Source organism: Kitasatospora humi (assembly GCF_020907985.1).
GTDB classification, from domain to species: Bacteria; Actinomycetota; Actinomycetes; order Streptomycetales; family Streptomycetaceae; genus Kitasatospora; species Kitasatospora humi.
This window is the reverse complement of sequence record NZ_JAJJPA010000001.1, coordinates 293,828-309,893: the sequence shown is the minus strand read 5'-3', so window position 1 is coordinate 309,893 and position 16,066 is coordinate 293,828. Positions and strand designations below refer to the sequence as shown.

Genomic DNA, 16,066 nt, shown 5'->3' with positions numbered 1-16,066 from the left:
GCAGCCGCCCGACCGCTCTGCGCGAGCCTCGGCCACCGGTCAGGTTCCGACTGCTCGCCGGCATGCATCCCCTCCGCGTTCTAAGGTCGTCCGATCTTAAACCCGTCGATCGAACTACTTTCTTATGAACGCCACCATGGGGTGTTCCGGTTGCATATCGAAGGTGGGAATTCCGCCCGCCGCCGCGGTCCCTCAGCTCGTGGCCGGCGCGCTGCTCGGTTTCGGTGTCAGCCTCACTGCCGCTGGTCGCCGGCGCGGCTGAACTGCTTGCGGATCCGCTGGATCGGGCCGCCCTGGGGCGCCGGAACCATCGAGTCGGGTTGGCGGTAGCCCTCGCTCGACCGGTGGAAGAACTCGCGCACCCGCTTGGCCGGTCCGCGCTCGGGCGCCAGCAGGTCGTCCGGCGGCAGCAGCACGCGGTGGCCCGGCCTGGGCGCGGTCGGGGCGCGGTCGTGCAGCCGGTCGGCCGGTGGCCCCAGCTCCACCAGCTCGCGCCCCGGGACGGCCGCCCGGACCCGGGAGTAGACCCTGGCCTCCTCCTCCCCGAGGTGCCCGGTGATCAGTTCCACCAGCTGCGCCGCCTGGCGGTTGAACTCCGGCGACGTCACCGACACCCCGGCCAGGCTGCTGAGCAGCGCCTCCAGCGAGGCGTGCGTGGACAGTGCGAGGTCCGCCAGTTCCACACCGCCCGGCAGGCGCCGGACCAGCGGGTACAGGACCTCCTCCTCGGTCCGCAGGTGCCGCACCAGCTCGGCGGACAGCTCGTCCAGCGCCGTCCGGCGGCGCTCATCACCCAGTTGCAGGCCGGTGAGTGCGCTGGCCTGGTCCCGCAGGCGGTCGTGTTGTGCGGTCAGCCGGTCTATGAGGTCGTTGCGAGGCACCGGGTCACTCCTTCTCTCCCCCCGGCAGCGCGTCACTCCTTCCCCTCGGATACCCCGCCACGCCGATTCGGATACCCGGCACGGCGACTTGTCCGGGGCCCGGCCCCGGCCCCGGGCTCAGGCGAGGGCGAGGAACAGCTTCTCCAGCTCCTCCTCGCTCATCGGAGCAGCTCCCTCCTCCGACTCGGCCAGGCACTGCCGCATGCCGCTGGCCACGATCTTGAACCCGGCCCGGTCCAGCGCCCGGGAGACGGCGGCGAGCTGGGTCACCACGTCCTTGCAGTCACGGCCGGCCTCGATCATCGCGATGACTCCGGCCAGCTGACCCTGCGCACGGCGCAGCCGGTTCAGCACGGGCGTCACGGCCGCCTCGTCCACCTGCATGTCTGCCTCCTTCGACCGGCAACTGTACCCCTCGGGGTATCCATGCGGGACGGCTCGGCAGCACGAGACCACGGACGGGCTCAGGCTGCTGCCGGGCCGGCGCTCACGCGCCCAGGCGGCCACGCGCTCAGGTGGCCACTCGCAGGCGGCCAGCGCTCAGGCCACGCTCCAGCTGCGGCCGGTGCGGGAGATCAGCCGCTGGGCGGCCCGGTCGACCAAGGCCATGATGGTCAGCGCGGGATTGGCCGAGCCCTGGGTGGGCAGCACGCTGCCGTCGGTGACCAGCAGGTTGGGGATGGCGAAGGAGCGCAGATCGGCGTCGACCACGCCGGACTGCGGGTCGGCGCCCATCCGGCAGCCCCCGACCAGGTGGGCGTAGCGGCCGATGGTAAGCACCTCGGTGGCACCGGCCGCGCACAGGATGTCCTCCATGACGGTGCGCGCGGCCTTGATCACGGCTCGGTCGTTGTCGCACTGCGAATAGCTGAACTCGGCCACCGGCAGGCCGTAGCGGTCCCGTTCCGCGGCCAGGGTGACCCGGTTGTCCGCCTGCGGCAGCAGCTCGCACAACGCCCCCAGGGTCGCCCAGTGCACGTAGTCCTGCAGGTAGCGCCGCAGGTCGTGGCCCCAGTGTCCCTGGGCGGCGATGTGCTCGGCCCAGGTGATCGGCAGTGGTGCGACGTTCTGCACGGCGAAGCCGCGCCGGTACGGTCGGGCGGGGTCGGTCTCGTAGAACTCCTCCGTCGTCACTTCGGGCGGCGGAGCCTTGTAGGCCCGCACCTCCTCGGCGAACCGGCCCGAGGTCTGCGGGGCGCCCTGCACCATGACGTAGCGGCCGACCAGGTCGTGGTCGTTGCACAGGCCCTGCGGGAAGCGGCGGTTGGCGGAGTTCAGCAGCAGCCGGGGCGTCTCGATGGCGTAGCCGGCCACTGCGACCATGCGGGCCCGCTGGCGGTGCTCGCGCCCGTTCCGCAGGTAGCGCACGCCGGTGGCCCGGCGCCCCTCGGGGTCGGTCTCCACGGCGGTCACCATCGCCTCGGTGCGGATCTCGGCGCCGTGCGCCAGCGCGTCCGGCACATGGGTGATCAGCGTCGAGGCCTTGGCGTTGACCTTGCAGCCCTGCAGGCAGAAGCCCCGGTAGACGCAGTGCGGCCGGTTGCCGAACCGGCCGTTGGTGATCGCCACCGGGCCGACCCTGGCCGGGATGCCGAGCGCGGCGGCGCCGCGCAGGAAGACCTCGCCGTTGCCGCCGACCGGATGCGGCGCGTGCGGGTACGGGTGCGGGTCGCCCCACGGCCAGAACTGGCCGGCCACCGGCAGCTCCTCCTCGATCCGCTCGAAGTACGGCCGCAGCTCCCGGTAGTCGAGCGGCCAGTCGGCGCCGACCCCGTCCAGGCTGCGGGTCCGGAAGTCCGATGGGTGGAAGCGCGGCGCGTAGCCGGCGAAGTGCACCGTCGAACCGCCCACGCCCCGGCCGGAGTTGTTGGATCCCAGCGGCACCGGGTCGCTGCCCGAGATCACCCGCGGCTCGGTCCAGTACAGGTGGTGCGAGCCGCCCTCGTCGCTGACCCAGTGGGTGTCCGGATCCCAGAACGGGCCGGCCTCCAGGCAGACCACCGACCAGCCGGCGTGCGCCAGGCGCTGGGCGAGCACCGCCCCGCCGGCACCGCAGCCGACGATCGCGATGTCCACCTCGTCCTCGTCGCGGTAGCGGCGCATCCGCTCCAGCAGGCCGTGGTCGAACCGCCGGTCGTCCTCCGGCAGCAGCCAGGCCGAGGCGTTGCGGTCCCGGATCGCCTGCTGCGAGCCGGCTGTCAGACGCAGGTACTTGCCGATCACGGCGCCTCCGGTGCGCGGTCGGGGTGCTCCCACCGCTCCCGCACCCCCACGCCGAGGCGCAGGTAGCCGCGCGGGTAGGCGGGACCGGGGAAGCCGATCTCGTTCCAGGCCCACGGGTGGGCGTAGAACGCGGTGCAGGCGTACCTGGTCCACAGGCTCCAGACCCGGTCGGCGGGCAGGTCGTGCCAGCGCTCGCCGGAAAGGTCCTGCACGCGCTGGACCAGCGCCCGCTGCCGGTCGGCCGTCAGCTCGGCGAAGCAGGTGCCGTGCCGCTCCCGGGCGTCCTGGTCGAGCGCGTGCAGGCTGCGCCGCCAGGCCTCGCCGTCCTCCGGCATGTCCTGGTAGTGCCAGCCGTCCGTCTGCCCCTCGGCCAGCCGGGAGTCCACCATCTGCAGCACCGGCACCCGGGGCTGCTCGGGCGGTCCCTCCTGGGCCAGCAGCAGGTCGAACAGGGCGCTCGCGACGGCCTCCTCGGCCGGCCCGAAGAACCGCAGGTCGGGTTGGAGCGCCAGCCGGTCGAAGACCACGGCGGAGGTCACCGGATCCCAGGCGCGGGCCTGGTCGAGCGCGTCGAAATCGGGGAACCGGTGACCGGAGTCACCGGAGGGCACGGTGCGCGCCACCGTCACCGCTCCCTTCGCAGCACCGCCGCCAGCAGCCCCATGCCGCCCACCATGGTGACCAGCAGCGGGGCGAACAGCGGCGGGCCCAACTCGATGTTGTACCGGGCCATTTCCCAGCCGCCGGGCTTGCGGGCGATCCCGCGCACGTGCAGCCAGGTGCCCTGCAGCCCGTTGGCGATGATCAGCGCCGAGGCGAACGGCAGCACGGTGTGGGCGGCCCGTTCACTCGCGAAGCCGGCCACCCCGGCCGCCGCTCCCACCGGGCCGAGCACCACCGGCCACCACATCACGCGGTTGCCGAAGCTCGCCCGGTCGTGCTCCAGGTAGATCTCGGCGGCGGTGATCAGCGCCCCGGCCGCCGTCAGCAGCGAAAGCGAACGTTCCAGCCGGCCCTCCCTGAGGTTGCGCAGCGGGCGCATGGCGCTCATCCCTTCCCGCTGCCCGGCAGCATCTCCTGCACCTTGGACTTGACGCCCTGGCGGATCATGCCCGCCCAGTCGCTGTCGCCGTGCAGCATGGACGCGGCGGTCGCCTTCAGCTGGTCCAGATCGGCGTGCGGCGGGATCGGCGGCACGGCCGGGTCGGTGCGGAAGTCCAGCACGAACGGGCGGTCGGCGGTCAGGGCCTGCTGCCAGGCCGGCTCCACGCCGGCGACCTCCTCGATCCGCCGGCCGTCCAGCCCTATCCCGGCGGCGAAGTCGGCGTACCGCACGTCCGGGATGTGCTGCGACTCCTCGAACTGCGGTGCGCCCTGCATCGACCGCATCTCCCAGGTCACCTGGTTGAGGTCGTGGTTGTTCAGCACGGCGACCACCAGCCGCGGATCCGTCCACTGGTGGTAGTATTTGGCGGCCGTGATCAGCTCCGCCATGCCGTTCATCTGCATCGCGCCGTCGCCCACGATCGCCACCACGGGCCGGTCGGGGTGGGCGAACTTGGCGCCGATCGCATACGGCACCCCGGGGCCCATGGTGGCCAGCGTGCCGGAGAGCGAGCCGCGCATCCGTCCGCGCATCCGCAGGTGCCGGGCGTACCAGTTGGCGGCCGATCCGGAGTCGGCGGTCACGATCACGTCCTGCGGCAGCAGGTCGTCCAGCGCGTGCACCACGTGCTCGGGGTTGAGCGGATCGGCCTTCAGGCCGGCCCGCCGGCCCATCACGTCCCACCAGCGCCCGGTGTTCTGCTCCACCTGCTCCCGCCAGCGCCGGTCGCTCTTGCGCTCCAGCAGCGGGATCAGCCGCCGCAGGGTCTCGCCCGCGTCGCCCACGATGTTCAGCTCGAACGGGTAGCGCAGCCCGATCATCTCCGGATCGATGTCGATCTGCACGGCGCGCGCCGTGCCGAACTCGGGCAGGAACTGGCTGTACGGGAAGCTGGAGCCCACCACCAGCAGGGTGTCGCAGTCACGCATCAGCTCGTACGAGGGACGGGTGCCCAGCAGGCCGATGGCGCCGGTCACCCAGGGCTCGGTGTCGGGCAGCACGTCCTTGCCGAGCAGCGCCTTCGCCACCCCCGCGCCGAGCAGGTCGGCCACCTCGCGCACCTCGGCGGCAGCCTGCCGGGCGCCCTGCCCGACCAGCATGGCCACGCGTTCCCCGGCGTTCAACAACTCGGCGCAGCGCGTCAGTTCGTCATCGCCCGGCACCGGCACGGCCCAGCCCAACCCGAGGCTGGAGGGCACCATCTTGAAGGCGTGCTCGGGCTCCTCGTAGTCCAGGCCCTGCACGTCGTTGGGGATCACCACCGCGGCGACGGTGCGCCGGGCCGCCGCCGTGCGCATCGCCCGGTCCAGCACGTTGGGCAGCTGCTGCGGGACCGTCACCATCTCGCAGAACCCGGCCACGTCCTTGTACAGCGAGATCAGGTCGACTTCCTGCTGGTAGGCGCCGCCCATGGCGGTCCGGTCGGTCTGCCCGACCAGGGCGACCACCGGCACGTGGTCGAGCTTGGCGTCGTAGAGGCCGTTCAGCAGGTGGATGGCGCCTGGTCCCGACGTTGCCGCGCACACTCCCGTGCGGCCGGAGAACTTGGCGTACCCGACCGCTTCGAAGGCGGCCATCTCCTCGTGCCGGGCCTGCACGAACTGCGGGCGGTTGTCGGCGCGGCCCCAGGCCGCCAGCAGTCCGTTGATGCCGTCGCCGGGGTAGGCGAAGACGTGCTCCACCTCCCACTGACGCAGCCGTTGCAGGACGAAGTCCGCGACCTTCATGGCAGTGTGTCCCCTTTCGGTGCGCTTTGGCTGCACGCCTTACCCGCAGGGCGCGGGCGAAACGTGCCGGTTGAACCGCTGCGGGACGGGCAGGCGCGCCGACGACCGAGGAGGTGCGATGACTGCCCAGGACACCGCGCAGGAGGTGCTGCGCGAACACGGCGACACCTATGCTTCCGAGGCCGGGATCACGCTGCGGAACACCCCGGCGCCGCTCTTCCAGCTGCTGGTGCTGGCGCTGCTGTGCTCGACCCGGATCAAGGCCGAGATCGCGGTGGCCGCCGCCCGTGAACTCTTCCGGGACGGCCGGCGCACTCCGCGCGCGATGGCCGACGCCCCCTGGCAGTCGCTGGTCGACGCGTTGGGCCGGGCCCACTACCGGCGGTACGACGAGAGCACCGCCACCGCGCTGCACGACGCCGGCGAACTGGTGCTGGACCGCTGGCACGGCGACCTGCGGCGGCTGCGCGCCGAGGCCGACGGCTCCCCGACCGCGGTGCACCGGCTGCTCCAGGAGGTGCCCCGGATCGGCCCCACCGGCGCCGACATCTACTGCCGCGAGGCCCAGGCCGTCTGGCCCGAGCTGCGCCCGTGGTTCGACCGGGCCGCCCGCGCGCAGGCGAAGTCGCTCGGACTGCCGAGCTCGCCGGAGCGGCTGGCCGAACTGGTGCGGGACGATCAGCTCGCCCGGCTGGCGTCCGGCCTGGTGCGGGCCAAGCTGGCGGCCTGACCCGGCGGCCCGGGGGCGGCCCGGGGCGTTTTGCCACGCCCTGCGCGGGCAGCCGCCCGGCATGGTGAGAATCGGCTACACGATGATGACCGAGCAGCGCGCTCCGTCCGATCTGGTCGACGACCTGGTGCGGGCGGAACGGGCGGGCTTCGACTTCTCGGTCTGCTCCGACCACTACTTTCCCTGGCTGGAGACCCAGGGACACTCGCCCGCGGCCTGGCCGGTCCTCGGCGCGGCCGCCCGGGCGACCTCCCGGATCCCACTGATGACCTATGTGACCTGCCCGACCATGCGTTACCACCCCGCCGTGGTCGCCCAGCAGGCCGCCACCCTGCAGCTGCTGTCCGGCGGCCGGTTCCGACTCGGCCTGGGCAGCGGCGAGAACCTCAATGAGCATGTCGTGGGCGGTGATTGGCCTTCGGTCGAGATCCGGCACGAGATGTTGGCCGAGGCCGTGGAGATCATCCGCGAGCTCTTCGCCGGCGGCTTCGTCAGCCACCGCGGGCCGCACTTCGACGTGGAGTCCGCCAAGTTGTGGGATCTGCCCGAGCAGCCGCCCGGCATCGGTGTGGCCGTTTCCGGCCCGGCCTCGGTGGCGCTCGCCAACCGGTCGGCGGACTTCGTGATCGCGGTCGAACCGGCGGCCGACCTGGTCCGGGGCCGACCCGCGGTCGGCCAACTGCCGCTCTGCTACCACCCGGTGCGCTCAACCGCGATCGACCGGGCGCACCGCGAGTTCCGCTGGTTCGGCGGCGGCTGGAAGGTCAACTCGGAACTGCCGGGCCCCGCCTCGTTCGCCGCGGCCTCGCAGTTCGTGCGTCCGGAGGACGTCGCCGAGGCCATCCCGTGCGGCGACCGGGTGGAACCGGTGGCCGCCGCCGTCCAGGCCTTCACCGACGCGGGCTTCGCCGAGGTGGCCCTGATCCAGATCGGCGGTGACAGCCAACCGGAGTTCATCGACTGGGCGGAGCGGGAGCTGCTGCCCGCCCTTCGCCGCATCTGACGCTGCAACGACCGTACCTGACGCCGTGTCAGATCGGTGCGGAGCGGGAGCTGTCCGCCGCGGAGCGGAGCTGCTCAGCGGGGAGAGGGGTCAGAGGGGCTTGGGCACCCGCGGATCGGTCCCAAGGGTCGCCGCGGCCTCCAGCATCAGCGCGTGCACGAAAGCCTGCGGCAGATTGCCCCGGAGCTGGCGCTGCGCCACGTCGTACTCCTCGGCGAACAGCCCCGGCGGGCCGCAGGCCGCACGGTTGCGCTCGAACCAGCGGACCGCGGCGAGCGGGTGACCCTGCTGCAGTTCGGCCAGGGCGACCACGAATCCGCAGAGCAGGAAGGCGCCTTCGGCGTCGGCGAGCGGCCGGTCGTCGTGGCGGAAGCGGTAGGCGAAGTGGTCCTGGCACAGCTCGTCGAGGACGGCCCGCAGGGTGGCCCGGGAGCGCGGATCGTCGGCCGGCACGCCACCGCGCAGCGCCGGGAGCAGCAGGGCGGCGTCCACCCGGGAGTCGCCCGGTGCGCGTTGCCAACGCCCGCTCGGGTGAAGGCAGTCCGCCGTCGAGGTGACGATGCGGTCAGCCAGCGCGGACCACTGGGCGCCGGTGCCACCGCGCCCCAGATCGGTCACGGCGGCCGTGCGGAGTCCGGCCGCGCAGATCAGCCTGCTGTGGGCCCAGCGGTCCGGGTGGAGCTCCCAGATGCCGGCGTCCGGCTCGCCGTGGCGGGCGGCGATGGCGTCGGCGGCGATCCGGGCGGCGGCGCGCGCGTCGGCGTCCAGCCGGTTGTGGCGGGCCGCCGCGGCGAACAGCAGCAGGCTCTCGCCGAACGTGTCCAGTTGGAACTGCTCGCGCACCTTGTTGCCCACCACGTCGTACCCGCCCGGGTAGCCGGGCAGGTCGAGCACGCGCTGTTCGGGGGGCAGATCACCGCCGGTGCTGGTGTAGGCCGGGCGCAGATCGGCCCCGTGGTCGAGCAGCCGGGCGGTCAGGTAGCGCACCGTGTCGTCCAGCAGCGGCAGCGGACCGCAGGCCGCGACCGCCTGTCCCACGTAGCAGTGGTCGCGGATCCAGACGTAGCGGTAGTCGTAGTTGCGGCCCTCCGCGGCCCGTTCGGGCAGCGAGGTGGTCGCGGCCGTCACGGTGCCGCCGCCGTGCCCGGTCAACCCGCGCAGCACCGCGTAGGCGTGCTGGGCGTCGCGCGGGCCGAGCACGTGGCTGAGGTCGGGCGTCTCGGCCCGCCAGGCCTCGCGGGTGGCGCGCCAGAGCTGCTCTGCCGGCTCCGGATCAGGGAGTTGGCCGTCGGTCAGTTCCAGCACCAGGTCGTGCCGCTGTCCGGCCGACACGTCCAGCCGGAGCCGCAGCTCGCCGCCCGGCCCGACCGACGCGTCGGCCGCGCCGGACCAGCGCATCCGCAGGCCGGCGCCGTGCGCCGTCCAGGTGCCGTCCTCGTTGCGGTGGGGCGGCCGCAGTCGGCGGCGGCCGAAACCGGGGGCGAGGCGGAGCGCCACGGTGGCGGCCGCCGGCCCGTCGACCGCGCTGATCCGGTGCAGCAGCACCAGGCGGTGCGGATCGCCGGGGAAGGCCAGTGCCTGGTGGCATTCCGCGATCCCGTGGGTGCTGACCCAGCGGCCCCGCCAGATCAGACTGCCCGGCTCGTAGTAGCCGCTGGTCACCGCCGTTTCGGCCGGGCCGACCTGGTACCAGCCGGGCCCGCCGATCAGTGCTGCGCAGACCGCCTCGTCGTGCCAGCCCGGAGCGCAGAGCCAGGCCACGGCGCCGTCCGAACCGACCAGCGCGCCGCGTTCGCCGTCAGCCAGCAGTGCGTAGTCGCGCAGCACCCGCGGGGCGGGAGGAGTGCTGTCAGGCATGGCGGGCTCCGGTGTGGCGTGCCTCCTCCGCCTCCCGAGCCGGCTCCGACTGCCCGGGAGCTCGCGAGTCTTCCGGTCGCATGATGACCTCCTCCGCTCGGGCCGCGCCTACCCGCTCAACCATGCCGAACACACTTGTTCACCCTTCGTCGCATTGTCCGCGCCGAACTGGGCAGGCGCACGAAGAGGAGGTGAGTCCCATGGTGCTGCTGCTTCTGGTGTTCATCATTGTGGTGATCCTCGGTGGCCTGGGGTTCGCCGTTCACGTGCTCTGGTGGGTGGCCCTGGTGCTGTTCGTCCTCTGGCTGCTCGGCTTCCTGCTGCGCAGGCCGACGCACACCGGCGCACGCGGACGCTGGTACCGATGGTGAGGCCTCGTGAACCCATGCTGCGGTGATCGCCGCGGATGCGACGACGGAGCGGGCGGCGCAGGAGGAGACGAGCGCAGAGCGCGACGACCGAGGAGAGAGAGCCGGAGAGCGCGCCGGCGGAAAGGGTGATGACATGACCGACCTTGAGAGAGTGACCGTGGCCTTCCTGGTGGCGCCGCAGGGCGCCGAGCAGGAGGAACTGACCTCACCGTGGCAGGCCGTGAAGACGGCCGGCGGGCAGCCCAGGCTGGTCTCCACTGAGCAGGGTCACGTGCAGGCGTTCCGGCACCTGGACCGCGGTGACCGCTTCCCGGTGGACGCCGTCGTTCCGGAGGTGTCCAGTGCCGACTTCGACGCGCTGGTGCTGCCCGGCGGCGTCGCCAACCCGGACTTCCTGCGGATGAACGAGGACGCGGTGGAGTTCGTCCGCGGCTTCTTCGAGCAGGGCAAGCCGGTCGCGGTGATCTGCCACGGGCCGTGGACGCTGATCGAGGCCAAGGCGGTGGCGGGCCGCACCGTCACCTCGTGGCCCAGCCTGCGGACCGACCTGGCCAACGCCGGCGCGCAGTGGGTCGACCGGGAGGTGCAGATCTGCGAGGACGGCCCCAACGTGCTGATCTCCAGCCGGAAGCCGGACGATCTGCCCGCCTTCAACAACGCCCTGCTGGAGCACTTCGCGCGAGCGGCCGCGCCCAGCCGATGACCGGCCGCCGCACCCGGCCGGGTGCCCGGGCACCCGGGCCGGCCATCGGCCGGGCGCCGCGGTGCCCGGCCGATGGCCGGACGGCCCGGTCACCGCTGCGCCACGAACGCGACCAGTAGCGCCGCCAATCCGACGGCCAGCCAGGTCACGTAGTCGCCGACCAGCCCCGAGTGCAGGCGGCGCAGCGGCAGCACCAGCCGGCGGTTGAGCGCCGCGCCCGGCCCCCGGTGCACGAAGTGGACGGCCAGCAGGGCCAGCGCCACGGCGAGCGCGGCGGAGAGCAGTCCCAGCAGGGCCCCGCTCACCGTCCAGTCGCTCGCCGGAACCGGCTGCGGCGCCGGCGGCACCGGCCCCTGGTAGGCTGCGGCCAAGTAGCCCACTCGGTCGGTGAACAGCCGTGCTGCCTGGGCGAGTTGACGTCCGACCGAGGGCGCAGCGCCGATCACCAGGGCCCCCAGCAGCAACGCGGCCGGGACCGCCGTCAGCGGCGCGGGCAGCCGCCGGGACGGCGAGTGCACCTCGGGTTCCTCGCCCTCGCCGCTGGTCTCCGGTTCGCCGGGACGGTCGCCGGGGGTGGGTCCGGCGCCACGGAACACCCGCAGCCAGGCCCGCAGCACGGCCCCGCCGGTGACCGCCGACACCACCACGAAGAGAGCCGGCAGCAGCCCCGGCAGGTATCGCCCGCCGGCCTCCTCCGCGAGGGATTTGCCCAGCCCGGTGCCGAACGGCGGCAGCCCGGCCAGCGCCAGCCCGCCGACCGCGAACAGCGCACCGGGTAGGGCGAGTTCGCGGGCCCGGCCGTGCAGTCCGTGCTCGTCGACCGAGCCGTACTGATCGAGTAGCAGCCCGCACAGGCCGAACAGTGCGGCCTTCACTCCGGCGTGCCCGGCGACGTAGACGGCGGTGCCGACCAGGCCCTCCGGGGTCAGCAGCGCCACGCCGACCAGGAACAGGCCGATGTGCCCGATCGTGGAGAACGCCAGCATCCGCTTGAGGTGCCGCTGCTGCCAGCACATCACGGCACCGGTGAGCGCGGTGACGGCGCCGAGCACCAGCACGGTGTCGCGGAACGCGTGGGCCGGCACCCCGCCCGGTCCGGCGAAGGCCACCCAGTAGATCCGGGCCGTGCCGTAGACGCCGAGTTCCACCATCACCCCGGACAGCAGCATGCAGACCGGGCTGGGCGCGACCGCGTGCGCGTCCGGCAGCCAGAAGTGGAACGGCGCGGCGGCCGCCTTCACCAGCGGGCCGGCCAGCACCAGCACGAAGCCGCAGACCACCAGCAGGTCCGGTGGCCGGGTGTCCAGGGCCTGTCCCAGCTGGGCCAGCCCGAGCTGTCCGGTGCGCGCGTACAGCAGCCCGATTCCGAGCAGCGAGCCGTACGCCGCCAGCGAGTTGACGATCCCGAAGGCCAGCGCGCCGTGCAGCGGCCGCGGGTCCTCGATCCGGTAGCCGGTGAGCGCGTAGGCCACGGCTCCCATCAACTCGAAGAAGACGAAGGCGTCGAAGAGGTCGCCGGTCAGCGCGAAGCCGCACATCCCGGCCGCGAAGAGCAGGAGCAGCGCCGGGAACACCCCGCCGTGCTCGCCGACCGGCTCGTCGAAGTAGCGCCAGGAGTAGGCCAGTACCGCCACCGTCAGGACGGTGACCAGCAGCGCCATCCCGATGCCCAGCCGGTCGGCGACCAACACGATGCCGACGCTCTGCGAGCCGTGCGCCGGCGACCCGCCCGGCGGCCCCCAGCCGCCCATCCAGCTCACCGCCCGCCCGTCGTCGGTCCGGGCCCACAGCAGCGCCAGGCAGGCCAGTTCGGCGGCCGCACAGACCATCGTGAGCGCGTCCCTGGCCGGCCGTGGCAGCCAGCGGCCGGCCACCACCAGCAGCACCGCGCCGAGCAGCGGCACCGCCACGGCCAGCGGCAGCAGCTGCGCGGTACCGGGCAGCGCCACGGCCAGCGGCAGCTGCGCGGTGCCCGGCAGCGCCACGGTCGGCGGCGGGGGCCCCACGGCGGGGTCCACCCGTCAGCCCCGCAGGCCGGTGAGCCGCTCCGGGTCCACCGTGCCGTGCCGCTTGCGCAGTTGGATCACCAGGGCGAGCAGCAGCGCGGTCACGGTGGCGCCCACCACCACATCGGTCAGCGCCAGCGCCTGCACCACCGGGTCGACCACCGGCGCACCCACCGGCAAGTCGGCGAAGACCGGGGCGGTGGCGCCGCGACGGTAGCCGACCGCCAGCAGCAGCACGTACGTGGACGACTGGGCCACCGCCAGGCAGCCGACCGACTGGATCAGGTCGCGGCTGGTCGCCAGCCCGTAGATGCCGGCCAGCAGGACCCAGCCCGCCACCAGGTAGGGGAACACGCTCACCGGTCGACCACCTCCACGGCCTGGTCCAGGAACTGTGCGAGCAGCACGATCACCCCGCTGGCCACCTCCACGCCCACCACCGCGTTGATCACCGGGACCAGGCCGCCGGAGGAGAGCGTGTTGAAGGTGCCCAGCGGCAGGGTGTTGCTCAGGAACGCCGCCCCGGCCACCAGCCCGACCAGGCCGAGCACGCTGAACGCACCGGCCGCCAGGGCGTCGGCCACATCGAGCACCGCCAGCGGCCGCACCTGGCGCAGCGCCAGGTAGTCCGCGGCGACATAGGCGAGGTGCAGCCCGGTGGCCAGCACCACCCCGCCCTGGAACCCGCCGCCCGGGCTCAACTGCCCGTGCGCGACCAGGTAGCCGCCGGTGAGCAGGGTGACCGGGAGCAGCAGCGCGCCGAACAGCCGGGTGCTCGGCAGCACCCGGGCCGGTTCCGGCTCCTGCCGGTCCTCGTCCCGGGCCGGCCGCAGCACGATGACGGTCCCGAGCACCGACGCGAACAGGATCGACTCCTCGCCCAGCGTGTCGAAGGCCCGCTGGTCGAAGTTGACCGAGGAGACCACGTTGGCGGTGTGGCGGGCGAGCGCGGCCGCCACCGCCCGCTCGCCGTAGGGGTGGTCGGGCGAGCCGAAGGGCGGCAGTTCGGCGCAGCCGGCGGCGAAGACCACGGCGATCACCAGGCCGGCCCCGGCGAGCAGCAGCAGCCGGACCCGTCGGCTCACGCCCCGGGCTCCTGGTCCCCGCCGCGCCGCGGCGAGCGGCGCACCTTGCGGACGGTCAGCAGGATCAGCAGCGGTGTCACCGCCGTCCCGACGCCGAGCTGGGAGAGCGCCACGTCGGGGGCCTGCAGCACGGTGAAGAGCAGTGCCAGGCTGAGCCCCAGCACCGACAGCACCACCGCCTGCCGGGCCGGGTCCGGGGTCAGTACGGCGCCGGTGGCGCAGGCGGCCACGGCGAGCAGGGCGAGCACGATCAGGGTGTCGGTCACCGCTGGTTCCCCCGCAGCAGCCCGGGTCGCTCGCGGCGCACCGTGGTGCGGCCGACCGCCATGGTGGTGACCGTGCCGCCGACGGCCAGCAGCGAGCCGATCACCAGCAGCTTGACGGCGCCGCGCCCCGGGCCGGTCTGCACCGCCAGGGCCAGCACCACCAGCGGCGCCCCCAGCGTGGAGGCGAGTGACAGGGCGTGCAGCCGCAGGAACGGCGGGGGCAGCCGCAGCACCGCCAGGCCGGCCAGGACCAGCGCGGCCGTGCCCGCGGTCAGCAGGGCGAGGGCGATCTGGTGGCGCATCGGTGGCTCCCTCCTCGCCGTCAACCGCGCTCGCCGGCCAGGAACCGGGTGAAGACGAGGGTGCCGGCCGGCGCCAGCACGGCCAGGATCAGGGCCAGGTCCTGGTAGGAGGTGCGCGAGTACCCCTGGGCGAGCAGCAGGAAGACGACGGGCATGCCGGTGCCGGCCAGGTCGGCCCCGACCAGGCGGCGGTGCGAGGGGCCGTGCAGGGCCACCGCGATGGCCGGCCCGATGGTGCCCACCAGCAGTGCGGCGGCCGCGAGCAGCCAGGCGTTCACCGTTCCCGCACCGCCCGTTCCAGTGCCGAGGAGTGCCGGTCCAGGCCGTGGAGGAGCATCCGGCGCGGCTCATCGGTCGGCGGGTCGACCGACACCGCGTAGCTGCCGGGCGTCGCGGAGATCAGCGTGCAGGCCCACGCCGCCCCCGTCCCGCCCGCCAACTCCACGGCGCGGAAGCCCGCTTCGGCACTGCCGGGCCGCAGCACGACGCGGGCCAGCCGGGCGAGATCGGCCAGCAGTGTGGCGGGGAACGACCAGAGCGCCGCCGCCCAGTGGGCAGCACCGCCGAACCGGGCCTGGCCGGCGCGGCGGGCGAACCGCGCGGTCACCGCGCCCAGCAGCGCCAAGGCGGCGCCGACCAGCACTTCCAGCAGGCTGACGGTGCTGATGAAGACCAGGTCGAGAACGGTGAGCAGCACCCACCACAGCGCTGTCTCTGCCACGACCCGGACCAATGCGCACCTCCCATGCCGCAGCCAGGTCTACCGGGCCGGTGCCTCGGCGCCCGGCACCGGACCTGCCGGGTGGCACGGTTTCACCCGTTCGGCGCACGGGGAGGGCGGCGCGGACCGATCCGCAGCCGCAGGGACAGATTGGGGCCCTGTTCGTCCCGGCCCGACTCCTGGACGCGGAAGAGCTCGCCCAGGGTGTGCGTCAGGGCGCCGACGTCGGCGACCAGGCCGAGGACGTCTGCGGTGGCCTCGCCGGGCAGCGGGACGGGCCGGCGGCGCTGTGCCGCGGTGCGGACGTCGAAGGCCTGGGAGGAGCTCATCCCGGGGGGTGCGGAGGGGACGGTGGAGGCGCCGTCGGCGGCGGGTCCGGCGACCGACCGGGTGCCCTGCGGGGTCACCGTGGGCGGGTCCTCCCACGCGTTGCCGATCCGGGCGTGGCCTCGTCCGGTGTGCGTCGGGAAGGCGCCCTCCAGGGCGTCGAGCACGGCGTCCGCCGAGCGCTGGTCGCCGTCGCCGATCCGCACCAGCACGTGGCCGGCGGCAAGGGGCAGGCTCATCGGTGCTCCCTCCGGTCGCTCCACCGGGAACCCCCGTACCTCCAGCTTGCTCGGTTTGTCCCGGTGGAGCCGGGTATGCGCAGCTGCGGGAGATGAGACGCATCATGACCGAGACCAGGCGAGCAGGCCCCGCTTCCGCCACGGAGCAGCTGCTCCACCCGATCGACACCGCCCGGACGGCGCTGGGCCGCCTTCCGGGCGCCGCCACCGTTCGAGGGGCGTTCGACACCGTCCTGGACACCGCCGGGGTGGTCTCACCGCGCTCGTGGCGGATCGCGGCCTATGCCGGAGCCGGACTCCTCGGCGCGGTAGGCGCGGTGGAGTGGCCGGTGGCCGCCGCGGGTGCCGCGGCGGTGTGGCTGACCCAACCTCGGCCCGGCGAAGCCGGTCAGGCGGCCCCCGGCCGCCCGGCGCCGCCTCGGACCGCGCGGACCGGAGCCGGTCAGGCGGGCGCGGACCGCCCGGCCACGCCGCGCACCGTGCGGGAGGCGGCTGAGTCGCACACCGCGGAGAGGTGAGA

The 16,066-nt window shown here is 73.7% G+C and carries 20 protein-coding genes; 5 read left to right on the top strand and 15 right to left on the bottom strand.

The genetic code is table 11. The features are described 5' to 3' along the window. Window positions 1–233: 233 nt before the first annotated feature. From LN042_RS01475 to LN042_RS01450, 6 genes are all read right to left on the bottom strand, one after another. A complete protein-coding gene (locus tag LN042_RS01475; protein ID WP_230047871.1) occupies window positions 234–881 on the bottom strand; it encodes a hemerythrin domain-containing protein in 648 nt (215 codons plus the stop codon). A 117-nt stretch (window positions 882–998) separates the two neighbouring features. Next, entirely contained in the window at window positions 999–1,265 is a 267-nt protein-coding gene (locus LN042_RS01470; RefSeq protein ID WP_101383903.1) for a metal-sensitive transcriptional regulator, read from the bottom strand. 156 nt (window positions 1,266–1,421) lie between these two features. After that, entirely contained in the window at window positions 1,422–3,137 is a 1,716-nt protein-coding gene (locus tag LN042_RS01465; RefSeq protein ID WP_230047870.1) for a GMC family oxidoreductase, read from the bottom strand. After that, window positions 3,101–3,727 (bottom strand): gluconate 2-dehydrogenase subunit 3 family protein, encoded by a 627-nt coding sequence (locus LN042_RS01460; protein WP_230047869.1) that lies wholly within the window; start codon window positions 3,725–3,727, stop codon window positions 3,101–3,103. Before LN042_RS01460 ends, LN042_RS01465 begins: the two co-directional genes overlap by 37 nt. 2 nt (window positions 3,728–3,729) lie before the next feature. Continuing rightward, a complete protein-coding gene (locus LN042_RS01455) occupies window positions 3,730–4,155 on the bottom strand; it encodes a hypothetical protein (protein WP_230047868.1) in 426 nt (141 codons plus the stop codon). After that, window positions 4,152–5,936 (bottom strand): thiamine pyrophosphate-requiring protein, encoded by a 1,785-nt coding sequence (locus LN042_RS01450; protein WP_230047867.1) that lies wholly within the window; start codon window positions 5,934–5,936, stop codon window positions 4,152–4,154. Before LN042_RS01450 ends, LN042_RS01455 begins: the two co-directional genes overlap by 4 nt. A gap of 118 nt (window positions 5,937–6,054) precedes the next feature. Here LN042_RS01450 and LN042_RS01445 point away from each other — a divergent pair, with 118 nt between their 5' ends. Next, a complete protein-coding gene (locus tag LN042_RS01445) occupies window positions 6,055–6,666 on the top strand; it encodes an endonuclease (RefSeq protein ID WP_230047866.1) in 612 nt (203 codons plus the stop codon). A 61-nt stretch (window positions 6,667–6,727) separates the two neighbouring features. After that, window positions 6,728–7,669 (top strand): TIGR03557 family F420-dependent LLM class oxidoreductase, encoded by a 942-nt coding sequence (locus LN042_RS01440; protein WP_230047865.1) that lies wholly within the window; start codon window positions 6,728–6,730, stop codon window positions 7,667–7,669. Window positions 7,670–7,759: 90 nt separating this feature from the next. Here the strand turns inward: LN042_RS01440 and LN042_RS01435 are convergent, their stop codons facing one another. Further along, the gene (locus LN042_RS01435; protein ID WP_230047864.1) at window positions 7,760–9,526 is read right to left on the bottom strand and encodes a glycoside hydrolase family 15 protein; all 1,767 of its coding nucleotides are present in this window, start codon (window positions 9,524–9,526) and stop codon (window positions 7,760–7,762) included. A gap of 200 nt (window positions 9,527–9,726) precedes the next feature. Here LN042_RS01435 and LN042_RS01430 point away from each other — a divergent pair, with 200 nt between their 5' ends. Together LN042_RS01430 and LN042_RS01425 are read left to right on the top strand one after the other, a co-directional pair. Further along, entirely contained in the window at window positions 9,727–9,897 is a 171-nt protein-coding gene (locus tag LN042_RS01430) for a hydrophobic protein (RefSeq protein WP_230047863.1), read from the top strand. A 151-nt stretch (window positions 9,898–10,048) separates the two neighbouring features. Beyond that, window positions 10,049–10,600 carry a type 1 glutamine amidotransferase domain-containing protein gene (locus LN042_RS01425; RefSeq protein ID WP_308191753.1) on the top strand — a complete coding sequence of 184 codons (552 nt, stop codon included), beginning with the start codon at window positions 10,049–10,051 and terminating at the stop codon, window positions 10,598–10,600. 89 nt (window positions 10,601–10,689) lie between these two features. On the opposite strand, the gene LN042_RS01420 is transcribed toward LN042_RS01425, so the two are convergent. The 8 genes from LN042_RS01420 to LN042_RS01385 form a co-directional block, all read right to left on the bottom strand. Further along, on the bottom strand, window positions 10,690–12,429 hold the full coding sequence (locus LN042_RS01420) for a complex I subunit 5 family protein (protein ID WP_230048077.1): 1,740 nt from the start codon (window positions 12,427–12,429) through the stop codon (window positions 10,690–10,692). A gap of 192 nt (window positions 12,430–12,621) precedes the next feature. Beyond that, complete coding sequence (locus LN042_RS01415; RefSeq protein WP_230047861.1) at window positions 12,622–12,966, bottom strand: sodium:proton antiporter; 345 nt, start codon at window positions 12,964–12,966, stop codon at window positions 12,622–12,624. Then, entirely contained in the window at window positions 12,963–13,691 is a 729-nt protein-coding gene (locus tag LN042_RS01410; protein ID WP_230047860.1) for an MnhB domain-containing protein, read from the bottom strand. Before LN042_RS01410 ends, LN042_RS01415 begins: the two co-directional genes overlap by 4 nt. Further along, window positions 13,688–13,957: a Na(+)/H(+) antiporter subunit B gene (locus LN042_RS01405; RefSeq protein ID WP_230047859.1), complete on the bottom strand. Its 270-nt coding sequence runs from the start codon at window positions 13,955–13,957 to the stop codon at window positions 13,688–13,690. Before LN042_RS01405 ends, LN042_RS01410 begins: the two co-directional genes overlap by 4 nt. Beyond that, on the bottom strand, window positions 13,954–14,259 hold the full coding sequence (locus tag LN042_RS01400) for a cation:proton antiporter (RefSeq protein WP_230047858.1): 306 nt from the start codon (window positions 14,257–14,259) through the stop codon (window positions 13,954–13,956). Before LN042_RS01400 ends, LN042_RS01405 begins: the two co-directional genes overlap by 4 nt. 20 nt (window positions 14,260–14,279) lie before the next feature. Next, window positions 14,280–14,537 carry a monovalent cation/H+ antiporter complex subunit F gene (locus tag LN042_RS37595; RefSeq protein WP_230047857.1) on the bottom strand — a complete coding sequence of 86 codons (258 nt, stop codon included), beginning with the start codon at window positions 14,535–14,537 and terminating at the stop codon, window positions 14,280–14,282. Further along, window positions 14,534–14,980, bottom strand: coding sequence for a Na+/H+ antiporter subunit E (locus tag LN042_RS01390; protein ID WP_308191746.1), 447 nt, complete (start codon window positions 14,978–14,980; stop codon window positions 14,534–14,536). Before LN042_RS01390 ends, LN042_RS37595 begins: the two co-directional genes overlap by 4 nt. 92 nt (window positions 14,981–15,072) lie before the next feature. Next, the gene (locus tag LN042_RS01385; protein WP_230047855.1) at window positions 15,073–15,546 is read right to left on the bottom strand and encodes a hypothetical protein; all 474 of its coding nucleotides are present in this window, start codon (window positions 15,544–15,546) and stop codon (window positions 15,073–15,075) included. 104 nt (window positions 15,547–15,650) lie between these two features. On the opposite strand from LN042_RS01385, the gene LN042_RS01380 reads away from it, so the two are divergent. Next, complete coding sequence (locus LN042_RS01380; RefSeq protein WP_230047854.1) at window positions 15,651–16,064, top strand: hypothetical protein; 414 nt, start codon at window positions 15,651–15,653, stop codon at window positions 16,062–16,064. The last annotated feature ends 2 nt before the right edge of the window (window positions 16,065–16,066 follow it).